The organism is Massilia sp. CT11-108 (genome assembly GCF_047302915.1).
Lineage (GTDB): Bacteria > Pseudomonadota > Gammaproteobacteria > Burkholderiales > Burkholderiaceae_D > Telluria > Telluria orientalis.
Map to the genome: position 1 here is coordinate 1 of NZ_JBKYMO010000139.1, position 12,287 is coordinate 12,287.

Genomic DNA, 12,287 nt, shown 5'->3' on the forward strand with positions numbered 1-12,287 from the left:
CACCGGCACGGGCCCGACGGGCGGCGGCAGCCTGACCGGCGGCTGCGGGGGCGGCGTCGTGGTACATGCCGCCAGCAAGGCGACGAGGGTCAATAAAGCGGGTACACTGCGGCGTGTCGAAAACATATGGGATGACAACGGAATGTGGATGCTGATGTTGGAGGCCGGCGTGGCCTTGTTCCTGCTGGTGTTCATCGTCTGGTGGACGATGTTCTCGGGCCGCAAGCCCGAGCAGAAGCCGTCCTCGACCAGGAAGAACGATACGCCCGAGATCTGATCAGTGCAATGCGTGCGGCAGCGACAGCACGAATTCGGGAATCTTGACTTCGAAACGGTGGCCGTCCTCGGCGACGAAGAAATACTCGCCGACCATCGAACCCTGCGGCGTTTCCATCTGGGTGCCGCTCGTGTATTCGAATTGCTCGCCCGGCTGCAGCAGAGGCTGGTGGCCGACGACGCCCAGGCCCCGCACTTCCTGCACCTTGTTGTTGGCGTCCGTGATCACCCAGTGACGCGAGATCAGCTGGGCCGCCACGGTGCCCGTGTTCCTGATCGTGATCGTGTAGGTGAACACGTGCTGCGTCCGCTCCGGGTGGGATTGCTCCGGCAGGTATTGGGTCCTGACGGTGATCTCGAAATCGTAGGCGGGCATGGTGTTCCTTGTTGAAATGGCAAAAGAGCGCTTGGCCCACATGATACAACGTCGGCCGAAAGCACGGCGTCGGCGTACAATGCTGGCTTTGTCTTAAGCAACCCCGGCCCATCATGACCTACCGCATCGCTCCCAGCATCCTGTCCGCCGACTTCGCCCGCCTGGGCGAGGAAGTGCGCAATGTCGTCGCCGCCGGCGCCGACATCATCCACTTCGACGTGATGGACAACCATTATGTTCCCAACCTGACGATCGGCCCGCTGGTATGCCAGGCCATCCGTCCGCACGTGCAGGTGCCGATCGACGTCCACCTGATGGTCAAGCCGGTCGACCGCATCATTCCCGATTTCGCCAAGGCCGGTGCCGACATCATCACCTTCCACCCGGAAGCGTCGGAACACATCGACCGCACGCTGCAGCTCATCCGCGACAACGGCTGCAAGGCCGGCCTCGTGTTCAACCCGGGCACCCCGCTGCACCACCTGGAACACGTGATGGACAAGATCGACATGATCCTCATCATGTCCGTCAACCCGGGCTTCGGCGGCCAGTCGTTCATCCCGGAAGCGCTGAAGAAGATCGCGCTCGCGCGCCGCATGATCGATGAATCGGGCCGCGACATCCTGCTGGAGGTCGACGGCGGCATCAAGGCCGACAACATCGCCGCCGCCGCCGCAGCCGGCGCCGACACGTTCGTGGCCGGTTCCGCCATCTTCGGCAAGCCGGACTACAAGGCCGTCATCGACGCGATGCGCGCCGAACTGGCCACCGTCTCGAAAAAGGCCGCCTGATGAAAGCCGGCGCTGCGGCGATCCGGGCCGCCATCATCGACCTGGACGGCACGATGCTGCACACCGTGCCGGATTTCGAGCTTGCGCTGAACGGCATGCGCGCGGAATTCGGCCTGGCGCCGATCACCCAGCAGATCATCGAACCGATGGTCGGCAAGGGATCGGAAAAGCTGATCCGCGACGTGCTGGCCCGCGACTACGACACGGACCGCATCGACGCCGTGTTCGACGACGCGATGGCCGCCTACCAGCGCCACTACCTCGCCATCAACGGCGAACGCGCGACCTTGTATCCGCACGTGATCGAAGGCCTGCAGGCCCTGAAGGACCTGGGCCTGCGCCTCGCATGCGTGACCAATAAACCCGTCGCGTTCACCCAGCCGCTCCTCGCGAAGAAGGGCCTCACACCCTACTTCGAGCTGGTCTACGGCGGCGACTCGTTCCCGCGCAAGAAGCCGGATCCGATGCCGCTGCTGCAGGTCTGCCGCGACTTCGACGTGGAGCCGGCGCGCGTGGTCGCGATCGGCGACTCCAGCAACGACGCCGAAGCCGCGCGCGCGGCCGGGTGCTTCGTGCTGTCGGTCCCGTATGGCTACAACCACGGAAAACCTGTGCAAAGTATTAATTCCGATGGTATAGTTGGTTCGCTACTTGAAGCGGCTGAACTGATCAGCGCTCATAACAAAGCCAACTCCTAAACCATCTACTCCATGTTTTTCGCCAAAAAACACATCGTCAACCCAACCGGTGCCCATGAGGCCTGGCTGTGGCGACGCTGGCAATCCTGGTCCATCTGACCCAAGCTGATTGCTGCCGGTGCACGCCCTGTGCACATAGATACCGGCAGGTTTTTTGAAGAAATCGCCGCCCGTTCCCCTTCCTGCGGGCGGCCCGGAGAAAAGCATGACCGAACTCGAATTCAAATCGCTCGCCACGCAAGGCTATAACCGTATTCCCCTGATCGCGGAAGCATTTGCTGATCTCGAAACCCCGCTCACCTTGTACCTGAAGCTGGCCCAGAGCCAGGACGCCGGCAAGAACACGTTCCTGCTCGAGTCCGTGGTCGGCGGCGAGCGCTTCGGCCGCTACTCCTTCATCGGCCTGCCGGCCAGGACGCTGCTGCGCACGCGCGGCAATGTCACGACGGTCGAGAAGAACGGGGAAGTCATCGAGACGCACGAAGGCAATCCGCTCGACTTCATCGAGGCCTATCAATCCCGCTTCAAGGTCGCGCTGCGCCCGGGCCTGCCCCGCTTCTGCGGCGGCCTGGCCGGCTACTTCGGCTACGACACCGTGCGCCACATCGAGAAGAAGCTGGCGCACACGGCGCCGCGCGACGAACTGGACCTGCCGGAAATCCAGCTGATGGTGACGGAAGAGCTGGCGGTGATCGACAACCTGTCGGGCAAACTGTATCTCATCGTATATGCCGATCCGTCCCAGCCCGAAGCCTACAACAAGGCCCGCCAGCGCCTGAAGGACTTGCGCGTGATGCTGCGCCGGAGCGTGGACGCGCCGGTGACGTCGAGCTCCGTACGCACCGAGGCCGTGCGCGACTTCAGCAAGGAAGACTACCTGAAGGCCGTCGCCGTCGCGAAGGAATACGTGATGGCGGGCGACCTGATGCAGGTGCAGATCGGCCAGCGCATCCGCAAGCCGTACGTGGATTCGCCGCTGTCGCTGTACCGTTCGCTGCGCTCGCTGAATCCGTCGCCGTACATGTACTACTACAACTTCGGCGACATGCAGATCGTGGGTTCGTCGCCCGAAATCCTGGTGCGCAACGAGAAGGACGCCGACGGCGGCCGCAAGGTGACGCTGCGCCCGATCGCCGGCACGCGCCCGCGCGGTTCGACGCCGGAACGCGACGCCGAACTGGCGCACGAACTGCTGAACGATCCGAAGGAAGTGGCGGAACACGTGATGCTGATCGACCTGGCGCGCAACGACATCGGCCGCATCGCCACGACCGGCAGCGTGAAAGTCACGGACCAGATGGTCATCGAGAAGTACTCGCACGTGCAGCACATCGTCTCCAACGTGGAAGGCACGCTCAAGGACGGCATGTCGAACCTGGACGTGCTGCGCGCCACCTTCCCGGCCGGCACGCTGACGGGTGCGCCGAAAGTGCGCGCGATGGAAATCATCGACGAACTCGAACCCGTGATGCGCGGCATCTACGGCGGCGCCTGCGGTTATCTCTCCTTCGGCGGCGAGATGGACGTGGCGATCGCGATCCGCACGGGCGTGATCAAGGACGGCAACCTGTACGTGCAGGCGTCGGCGGGCATCGTCGCGGATTCCATCCCCGAGATGGAATGGCTGGAAACGGAACACAAGGCGCGCGCCGTGCTGCGCGCGGCCGAGCAAGTGCAAGACGGACTGGATGGGGAGATCTGACATGCTGCTCATGATCGACAACTACGACTCGTTCACCTACAACATCGTGCAGTACTTCGGTGAGCTGGGCGAGGAAGTGCGCACCGTGCGCAACGACGAGATCACCCTCGAACAAATCGCGGACCTGGACCCGGACCGCATCTGCATCTCGCCGGGCCCGAAATCGCCGAAGGATGCCGGCGTGTCGGTGGACGTGCTGCGCGAATTCAAAGGGAAGAAGCCGATCCTCGGCGTGTGCCTGGGCCACCAGGCCATCGGCGAAGCGTTCGGCGGCAGGATCATCCGCGCCAAGCAGGTCATGCACGGCAAGACGTCGAAGATCGCGCACATCGGCGAAGGCGTGTTCAAGGGCCTGCCGAGCCCCTTCACGGTGATCCGCTACCACTCGCTGGCGATCGAGCGCGCGTCGCTGCCCGCGTGCCTGGAAGTGACGGCGTGGACGGACGACGGCGAAATCATGGGCGTGCGCCACAAGGAATTCGACATCGAGGGCGTGCAGTTCCACCCCGAGTCGATCCTGTCGGAGCACGGGCATGCGATGCTGAAGAACTTCCTCGAACGCACCGCCTGAGCAAGAACGACGTCGTTCCCGCGAAGGCGGGAACCCAAGTTGCTTGCACGCCGCACAGCAATTGGGCCCCCGCCTGCGCGGGGGCGACGAGGTGTATATTCATACTGGACCTGCCATGATCACCCCACAAGAAGCCCTCCTCCGCTGCATCGAGCACCGTGAAATCTTCCACGACGAGATGCTGCATCTGTTCCGCCAAATCATGTCCGGCGAAATCTCGCCGACGATGGTCGCCGCGCTGACCATGGGCCTGCGCGTGAAGAAGGAAACCATCGGCGAGATCACCGCCGCGGCGCAGGTGATGCGCGAATTCTCCACCAAGGTCCCGATGGCCGACACGACGCACCTCGTCGACATCGTCGGCACCGGCGGCGACGGCGCGCACACCTTCAATATCTCGACCGCGTCGATGTTCGTCGCAGCCGCCGCCGGCGCGCGCGTCGCGAAGCACGGCGGGCGCAGCGTGTCGTCGTCGTCCGGCAGCGCGGACGTCATCGAATCGCTGGGCGCGCACATCGACCTGAAACCCGAGCAGATCGCCCAGTCGATCGCGCAGACGGGCATCGGCTTCATGTTCGCCCCGAACCACCACGCGGCCATGAAGAACGTGGCCGCCGTCCGGCGCGAGATGGGCGTGCGCAGCATCTTCAACATCCTCGGCCCGCTGACGAATCCGGCGGGCGCGCCGAACATCCTGATGGGCGTGTTCCACCCGGACCTCGTCGGCATCCAGGTGCGCGTGCTGCAGCGCCTCGGCGCCCAGCATGCGCTCGTCGTCTGGGGCCGCGACAACATGGACGAAGTCTCGCTCGGCGCCGGCACGATGGTCGGTGAACTCGTCAACGGCGAAATCCGCGAATACGAGATCCACCCGGAAGACTACGGCCTCGCGATGATCGCCAGCCGCAACCTGAAAGTGGCCGACGCCACCGAATCGAAGGCGCGCATCATGGAAGCGCTGCGCGGCGAACCGGGTCCGGCCCACGACATCGTGGCGCTGAACGCGGGCACGGCGCTGTACGCGGCCGGCGTGGCGGCGTCCATCGAGGACGGCCTGCAGCGCGCCCGCACCGCCATCGCGTCGGGCGCGGCGCTGGCGAAGCTCGACCAGTTCGTGAGCGTCACGCGCCAGCTCGGCGCGGCGAGCTGACATGTTCGGCATCCACGACCTCGCGCTGTTCGTCGTGTCCGGCCTGCTGCTGAACATCATGCCGGGGCCGGACTCGCTGCTCATCATGACGCGCAGCGCGACGCAGGGCTGGCGCGCCGGCAGCGCGGCGGCCCTCGGCATCGGCACGGGCACCTTCGTGCACATCTTCGCTGCGGCGCTCGGCCTGTCGGCGATCCTGGCCACGTCGGCCGCCGCGTTCACCGTCGTCAAGCTGCTTGGCGCCGCGTACATCCTGTACCTGGCTGTCGGCATGCTGCTCAGCAAGCGCGGCGACGGTGCCGCCGCTCAGCCGCTCACCGTCGCCCCGCTGCCCCTGCGCCGCATCTACGCGCAAGGCATCCTGACGAACGTGCTGAACCCGAAGGTGGCGCTGTTCTTCCTCGCCTTCGTCCCGCAATTCATCGACGCGAACGCGCCGCACAAGGCGGCCGCCTTCCTGATCCTGGGCGCCATCTTCAACATCAACGGCATGTTGTGGTGCCATGCGCTGGCGCTGTTCACCGCGCAGGCACGCGCGCGCCTGAAACCGAATCCCGCCGTCGCGCAATGGCTCAACCGCGCCACCGGCGGCCTGTTCGTCTGGCTCGGCGTCAAGCTGGCGCTGGCGAAACAACACTGAATACCACCATGTCCGATATCCTGAACAAGATCCTCGACGTCAAAGCCACGGAAGTCGCCGCGGCCAAGCAGCAGCGCGATTTCAACAGCCTGCGCCGCGACGTCGAAAGCGATGCCGCCCTGCGCGCCGACCTGCGCGGCTTCGAGGCGAGCCTGCGCCGCAGCATTGACGCGGGCCGTGCGGGCGTGATCGCCGAAGTGAAAAAAGCGTCGCCGTCGAAAGGCGTGATCCGCGCCGACTTCCGTCCGGCCGAGATCGCCCGGAGCTATGCCGCGGGCGGCGCATCGTGCCTGTCCGTCCTGACCGACGTGCAATTCTTCCAGGGCTCGCCCGAGTACCTGAAGCAGGCGCGCGCCGCGTGCAACCTGCCCGTGATCCGCAAGGATTTCATCATCGACCCGTACCAGGTATACGAAGCCCGCGCGATGGGTGCGGACGCGATTCTGCTGATCGTCGCTGCGCTGGATCATGGCCTGATGGCGGATCTTGAGGCATGTGCCCAGGAACTCGGCATGGACGTGCTGGTCGAAGTCCATGACGGCGACGAACTGGATGCGGCCCTGAAGCTCAATACGCGCCTGCTGGGCATCAACAACCGCAACCTGCGCACTTTCGAGGTCACGCTCGACACGACCATCGGCCTGCTGCCGCGCATTCCGGCGGAACGGCTCGTGGTCACGGAGTCCGCGATCCTGGCGCCCGCCGACGTCAAGCGCATGCGCGACGCCAACGTGCATGCGTTCCTGGTGGGCGAAGCGTTCATGCGCGCGCCCGATCCCGGCACGGAACTCAAACGCTTATTCGACTGACATGAACACGATCATCCGCGCAGGCCTCGTTCTCGTTATCTCGATCGCAGGCCTGGGCGGATGCTCGAGCGTCAGGACGGCCACCGAGGCTGTCACCTCTTCCGTCGGACGTATCTTCCATCCCGCCTCGCCGACGGCCCCCGCGCCCGCTGGCCTGGACGACTACAAGACCCAGGTCGCGCACCACGTGGCCGACCACAATCCCGAACGCGCCTGGACGGGCACCTTGCCGCCCATGCTGCCGGCCATCGTCGTGCTCGAGATCACCGTCGACCGCGACGGCCAGCTGGCGGACGTGGCCGTGCAGCGCTCGCGCAATCCGGATGCGTCCGAGATCGCGCTGGCGTCCGTGCGGCGCAGTTCGCCGCTGCCGCCCCCGCCGGCGGGCCGGCTCACGTTCTCCGAAACCTTCCTGTTCGCGGACAGCGAGCGGTATCAGCTGCGCAGCCTGGCGGGGCCGCAGGCGTCGGAATCGCCGTCGCCGTGACCATGCGCGACGGGTGCGCCTGCTCGACAATATTCGGTCTATAATTATTTGTTACATTTTTACACATTTGATATTCATGTCGACAATACAGCGCAGGAACAATGTCCGGCTGGCGGGCACCGGCCCGGCGACGATGGTGTTTGCCCACGGCTTCGGCTGCGACCAGACCATGTGGCGGTTCCTGGCGCCGGCCTATGAGGATCGCTTCCGCACGATCGCGTTCGACCTGGTCGGCAGCGGCGGTTCCGACCTGTCCGCGTACGACCGCGACAAGTACGGCACCCTGCACGGCTACGCGGACGACCTGCTCGAGATCGTCGACGACTGCGCGACCGGTCCCGTCATCTTCGTCGGCCATTCCGTCAGCACGATGATCGGCCTGCTGGCCACGATCAAGGCGCCGGAAAAATTCGTCGCGCAGGTCATGGTGGGCCCGTCGCCCTGCTACATCAACGACGGCGACTACGTCGGCGGGTTCAGCCGGGAAGACATCGACGAGCTGCTCGAGACGATGGACGCCAATTACCTCGGCTGGTCGAGCAGCCTGGCGCCCGCAATCATGGGCGTGCCCGACCGTCCGGAACTGCGCAAGGAGCTGACCGAGAGCTTTTGCCGCAACGATCCCGAGATCGCCAAGCATTTCGCCCGCGTGACGTTCCTGTCCGACCACCGCGCGGACGTGCCCCGTTCGACCGTGCCGGCGTTGATCCTGCAATGCAGCGACGACCTCGTGGCGCCCCGTGCCGTCGGCGACTTCCTGCACCGGCACCTGCCGGGCAGCGTCCTGCACGTCATCGAGAACGTCGGTCATTGCCCGCACATGAGCGCGCCCACGGAAAGCTCGCGCGCCATCGACAACTTCCTCGCGCACGCACTGCGCTGACATCCGTGCCGACCGCGCCCTCCGGCGACATCCTGTTCGATCAAGCCGCCTGCGCATTGCTGCTGACGGAGGCCGACGGCGTGATCCTGAGGGCGAACAGCATGGCGTGCACGTGGCTCGGCTATGCGGAGGAGGAGCTCGTCGGCAAGGTGCGCATGCAGGATCTGCTGCCGGTGGGCGCCCGCCTGTTCTACCACACGCATTGCCAGCCGATCCTGCAGGTGCAGGGCTCCGTGGCCGAGATCCAGGTCGACCTGCGCAACAAGCGCCAGGAGCGCCTGCCCATGCTGATCAACATCAGCCGCCGCCAGGAAGCGGACGACATGATCGACCACTGGGCCCTGTTCAAGGCCTCCGACCGGCGCGCGTACGAACGCGAACTGCTGGCGGCCCGCAAGGCGGCGGAAGCGGCGCTGGACGCGCGCCGCAGCGCCGAGGAGGAGTTACAAAAGCTGAATGCGCAGCTGTCGGCCGCGGACCGGCGCAAGGACGAATTCCTCGCAACCCTGTCGCATGAACTGCGCAACCCGCTCGCGCCGATGCGCAGCGCGCTCGACGTCCTCAAGCTGAAGTTCGGCCACGGAACGGACAACCGCCTGCTCCAGGCGTTCGACCGGCAGATGCGCCACCTGACGCGCCTCGTCGACGACCTGATGGAAGTCTCGCGCATCACGCAGGGCCGCATGCAGCTGCAACGCGCGCCGGTGGAATTGTCCGCCCTCGTGCAGGGCGCGGCACACGACCTCGCCGCGACGATGGAAGCGGCGCGCCACACGCTGCGCCTGTCCATCGCGGCGCCGCCCGTGGTCGTGGACGGCGATGCGACGCGGCTCGCGCAGGTCGTCATCAACCTGCTCACCAACGCGGCCAAGTACACGCCGGATGGCGGCACGATCGAGCTGCGGCTGTCGTGCGACGACGGCACGGCCGAGATCAGCGTGCGCGACAACGGCATCGGCCTGCCCGCCTCGGCGCTCGCCACCGTCTTCAACATGTTCTCGCAACTCGAACCGGCGCTCGAACGGTCGAAAGGCGGCCTCGGGATCGGCCTGGCGCTCGTGCGCGGGATCGTCGAACTGCACGGCGGCAGCGTGCATGCGGACAGCCCGGGACCGGGCCTGGGCAGCACGTTCACGATCCGGCTGCCGCTGGCGCAAGGCAGCGTGTGGGCGCCGTCTTTGCAGGCACCGTCCGGAACGGCGGCGCCGGCCCAACTGCGCGTCCTCGTCGTGGACGACAACGAGGATGCCGCCGAGACGCTGGCGATGACGCTGGAGCTGCACGGCTGCGAGGTGAGAACGGCGGCGACGGCCGCCCGGGCGCTGGAGATGCTCCCCGGCTTCGCGCCGGCCGTGGCCCTGCTCGACATCGGCCTGCCGGACATGAACGGCTACGAACTGGCGCGCCGCGTGCGCCAGCTGTCTGCGGGGGCCGGCATCACGCTGATTGCGACGACCGGGTGGGGCCAGCAGAAGGACCGCGAGCGGGCGTTCGCGGCCGGGTTCGACCGTCACCTCACCAAGCCGATCGATTTCGATCTCTTGCGATCCTATCTGCCGAATTAACTTGCGCTCGGCCGCTTCACCGCCGGCCCCTTGCGCGTGCCCGGCGCCACCGAGATCTGCACGCACGGCACGCGGTCGCCCTGCAGGGTGACGTCGAACGCCATCAGCTCGTCGCGGCGGAACGCGTGCACGCTCACCGTGTCGCCCACGCGGTAGCGCGCGAGCAGCTGGTCCAGGTTGGACGGGTTGCCGTTCACGCGCAGGCTGTCGACGGCGATCAGGATGTCGCCGGCCGACAGGCCCGCCTGGTGCGCCGCGCCGCCTTCGTGCACCTGCGTCAGCTTGACGCCGGCGGCGTCGCGGCCGATGCCGGCGTCCAGCGACGGCTTGGCGTTCTTGCGCTCTTCCGTCACCTTCACGCTGAACGGCGCGTACAGCTTGGCCAGCGGGATGTCTTCCGTGCCGCGGATGTAGCGGTCGAAGATCGACTTCAACCGCACGCCGCTCACCTCGTCGAACAGGCTTTCCACCTCCTGCTCGGTGACCCCGCGCCCACCTCCTTCCTTGCCTTTGTAGAAGTCGCGGCCGTAGCGGTCCCACAAGGCGAGCATGATGTCGTCCAGCGACTTCGCGCCTTCCGTCTTCGCGCGGATCGTCAGGTCGAGCGCGAGGCCGACCAGCGAACCCTTGGTGTAATAGCTGATGATCGCGTTCGGCGCGTTCTCGTCCTGGCGGTAGTACTTGCTCCAGGCGTCGAAGCTGGACTCGGCAATGCTCTGCTTCGTGCGGCCCGTGCCGCGCAGGACGCTGCCGACCGTCTTGCCGAGCAGCTTGAAGTACGTGGCCTCGCTGATGATCCCGCTGCGCACGAGCATCAGGTCGTCGTAATAGCTCGTAAAGCCCTCGAACAGCCAGAGCAGCGGCGTGTAGTTCTCGACCTGCAGGTCATACGGCGCGAACACGGCCGGCTTGATGCGCTTGACGTTCCAGGTGTGGAAGTACTCGTGGCTGCACAGGCCCAGGAACTTGATGTAGCCCTCGTTCGGCTCGGCGGTCTTCGGCGCGGCCGTCGTCGGCAGGTCGGTGCGCGCGCAGATCAGCGCGGTCGACGCGCGGTGTTCCAGGCCGCCGTAGCCATCGCCGACGACCATCGTCAGGAACACGTAGCGGTCCATCGGCGCCTTCTTCGTCTTCGGCTCGAAGAACGCGATCTGCGTCTCGCAGATGGCTTTCAGGTCTTTTTCCAGGCGCGCCATGTCCAGGTTCGGCACGCGGCCCGTGATGACGATGTCGTGGCGTACGCCGTGCGCGGTAAAGCCGCCCAGCACGAAATCGCCCATCTCGACGGGGTGGTCGATCAGCTCATCGTAGTCGCGCGCGACATAGGTGCCGAAGCCGTAGCGCTTCGCGCCCCCTTCCGGCAGCGAGGTGGCCACGCGCCACGTGCGGGCGGCCGGGTCGCCCGGACGCTGGATGTCGACCTGGTGCGGCCGCGTCTCCTGGCCCACGACGCGCAGGAACACGCTCGTGCCGTTGAAGAAGCCGTGGGTCTGGTCCAGGTGGGCGGCGCGCACCGACAGGTCCCACGCATACACCTCGTAATGCAGCGTCAGCGGCCCGGCGACGGGCGCGGCCTGCCAGCTATGCTTGTCCAGCTTCGTGAGACGGACCGCTTCCCCCCGGGCCTCGGCGCGGATGCGCACGATGTTGCGCGCGAACTCTCGGATCATGTAGCTGCCCGGGATCCAGGCCGGCAGCGCGAACACCTGCCCGTCCGGATGCGGCTCCGCCACGGTGACGGTGACGTTGAACAGGTGCCCGGCGAGGTCCTTCGGGACGATGGTGTACTGGATGGCCGGCGGCTGCTTCTGGGGTGCTTTTTTCATATGACGTGAACAATCTCTCTCCGATGCGCCGTAGTGTAATCGGATTTTTCAAGAAAGAGCGTATTCAAACGGTTGGGATTACCCTTCCGTAAGATCTTCTGGCAAGTCGATGTCGCGGAAAATCCCCGGGTCGTCGACCGGCACCTCGGTCACGGTAAACGCCTGCAACAGCCGCCGCGCGCCCGCGTCCCCGCTTAACGCCAGCAACGCGTCCAGGTGCACGGCCCCGAAACCGACCGGATTGCCGCGCCGCCCATCCAGCACGGGTGCCGCGATGCCCGCCCCGGCCGCCAGCGCGTCGACGAGGCGGCGCAGGGTGGCCGGATCGACATACGGCATGTCGCCCAGCGCCACGAGCCAGGCCTGCGGGTTCGATGGCAGCGAATGGCGGATGGCATGCGTGAGCGATGCCGCCATGCCGCTGTCGGCATCCGGACACACGGTCACGTCGCAGCCGAGCGCGGCCAGTTGCCCACCCACGCCGTCGTGCCGCCGCTTGACGCCGGCGTGGGT

At 66.1% G+C, this 12,287-nt stretch carries 14 protein-coding genes; 11 read left to right on the plus strand and 3 right to left on the minus strand.

The window, feature by feature from the left end; genetic code table 11:
• A partial coding sequence (locus ACEN88_RS13345; RefSeq protein WP_413340248.1) for a hypothetical protein occupies positions 1-277 on the plus strand: 277 nt, incomplete at its 5' end.
• Here the strand turns inward: ACEN88_RS13345 and apaG are convergent.
• Positions 278-652, minus strand: coding sequence for a Co2+/Mg2+ efflux protein ApaG (apaG, locus tag ACEN88_RS13350; RefSeq protein WP_413340250.1), 375 nt, complete (start codon positions 650-652; stop codon positions 278-280).
• Between the two features lie 110 nt (positions 653-762).
• Between apaG and rpe the strand changes: the two genes are divergently transcribed.
• The 10 genes from rpe (at position 763) to ACEN88_RS13400 (ending at position 9,948) form a co-directional block, all read left to right on the plus strand.
• A complete protein-coding gene (gene rpe / locus ACEN88_RS13355) occupies positions 763-1,443 on the plus strand; it encodes a ribulose-phosphate 3-epimerase (RefSeq protein ID WP_413340269.1) in 681 nt (226 codons plus the stop codon).
• Positions 1,443-2,141, plus strand: a complete 699-nt coding sequence (locus ACEN88_RS13360; protein WP_413340252.1) for a phosphoglycolate phosphatase — start codon at positions 1,443-1,445, stop codon at positions 2,139-2,141. Before rpe ends, ACEN88_RS13360 begins: the two co-directional genes overlap by 1 nt.
• A gap of 205 nt (positions 2,142-2,346) precedes the next feature.
• The gene (gene trpE / locus ACEN88_RS13365; RefSeq protein ID WP_056129359.1) at positions 2,347-3,843 is read left to right on the plus strand and encodes an anthranilate synthase component I; all 1,497 of its coding nucleotides are present in this window, start codon (positions 2,347-2,349) and stop codon (positions 3,841-3,843) included.
• 1 nt (position 3,844) lies between these two features.
• Positions 3,845-4,414, plus strand: a complete 570-nt coding sequence (locus tag ACEN88_RS13370) for an anthranilate synthase component II (RefSeq protein ID WP_413340254.1) — start codon at positions 3,845-3,847, stop codon at positions 4,412-4,414.
• Positions 4,415-4,529: 115 nt separating this feature from the next.
• Entirely contained in the window at positions 4,530-5,564 is a 1,035-nt protein-coding gene (gene trpD / locus ACEN88_RS13375; RefSeq protein WP_413340256.1) for an anthranilate phosphoribosyltransferase, read from the plus strand.
• Position 5,565: 1 nt separating this feature from the next.
• Positions 5,566-6,204, plus strand: a complete 639-nt coding sequence (locus ACEN88_RS13380) for a LysE family translocator (RefSeq protein WP_413340257.1) — start codon at positions 5,566-5,568, stop codon at positions 6,202-6,204.
• Positions 6,205-6,212: 8 nt separating this feature from the next.
• Positions 6,213-7,013, plus strand: a complete 801-nt coding sequence (trpC, locus tag ACEN88_RS13385; RefSeq protein ID WP_413340259.1) for an indole-3-glycerol phosphate synthase TrpC — start codon at positions 6,213-6,215, stop codon at positions 7,011-7,013.
• Between the two features lies 1 nt (position 7,014).
• The gene (locus ACEN88_RS13390; protein WP_413340260.1) at positions 7,015-7,500 is read left to right on the plus strand and encodes a TonB family protein; all 486 of its coding nucleotides are present in this window, start codon (positions 7,015-7,017) and stop codon (positions 7,498-7,500) included.
• Positions 7,501-7,576: 76 nt separating this feature from the next.
• The gene (locus ACEN88_RS13395) at positions 7,577-8,383 is read left to right on the plus strand and encodes an alpha/beta fold hydrolase (protein ID WP_413340262.1); all 807 of its coding nucleotides are present in this window, start codon (positions 7,577-7,579) and stop codon (positions 8,381-8,383) included.
• A gap of 5 nt (positions 8,384-8,388) precedes the next feature.
• Positions 8,389-9,948 carry an ATP-binding protein gene (locus ACEN88_RS13400; RefSeq protein ID WP_413340264.1) on the plus strand — a complete coding sequence of 520 codons (1,560 nt, stop codon included), beginning with the start codon at positions 8,389-8,391 and terminating at the stop codon, positions 9,946-9,948.
• Here the strand turns inward: ACEN88_RS13400 and ACEN88_RS13405 are convergent.
• Positions 9,945-11,774, minus strand: a complete 1,830-nt coding sequence (locus ACEN88_RS13405; RefSeq protein ID WP_413340265.1) for a M61 family metallopeptidase — start codon at positions 11,772-11,774, stop codon at positions 9,945-9,947. The two genes, ACEN88_RS13400 and ACEN88_RS13405, sit on opposite strands and share 4 nt — an antisense overlap.
• Positions 11,775-11,852: 78 nt before the next feature.
• The coding region (locus ACEN88_RS13410; protein WP_413340267.1) for a nucleotidyltransferase family protein at positions 11,853-12,287 on the minus strand (435 nt) is incomplete at its 5' end.

Excerpts from the sequence above, each read along its gene's own strand:
- apaG (WP_413340250.1), bottom strand. The coding sequence starts at position 652 with ATGCCCGCCTACGATTTCGAGATCACCGTCAGGACCCAATACCTGCCG.
- ACEN88_RS13360 (WP_413340252.1), top strand. The coding sequence starts at position 1,443 with ATGAAAGCCGGCGCTGCGGCGATCCGGGCCGCCATCATCGACCTGGAC.
- trpE (WP_056129359.1), top strand. The coding sequence starts at position 2,347 with ATGACCGAACTCGAATTCAAATCGCTCGCCACGCAAGGCTATAACCGT.
- ACEN88_RS13370 (WP_413340254.1), top strand. The coding sequence starts at position 3,845 with ATGCTGCTCATGATCGACAACTACGACTCGTTCACCTACAACATCGTG.
- trpD (WP_413340256.1), top strand. The coding sequence starts at position 4,530 with ATGATCACCCCACAAGAAGCCCTCCTCCGCTGCATCGAGCACCGTGAA.
- ACEN88_RS13380 (WP_413340257.1), top strand. The coding sequence starts at position 5,566 with ATGTTCGGCATCCACGACCTCGCGCTGTTCGTCGTGTCCGGCCTGCTG.
- trpC (WP_413340259.1), top strand. The coding sequence starts at position 6,213 with ATGTCCGATATCCTGAACAAGATCCTCGACGTCAAAGCCACGGAAGTC.
- ACEN88_RS13390 (WP_413340260.1), top strand. The coding sequence starts at position 7,015 with ATGAACACGATCATCCGCGCAGGCCTCGTTCTCGTTATCTCGATCGCA.
- ACEN88_RS13395 (WP_413340262.1), top strand. The coding sequence starts at position 7,577 with ATGTCGACAATACAGCGCAGGAACAATGTCCGGCTGGCGGGCACCGGC.
- ACEN88_RS13405 (WP_413340265.1), bottom strand. The coding sequence starts at position 11,774 with ATGAAAAAAGCACCCCAGAAGCAGCCGCCGGCCATCCAGTACACCATC.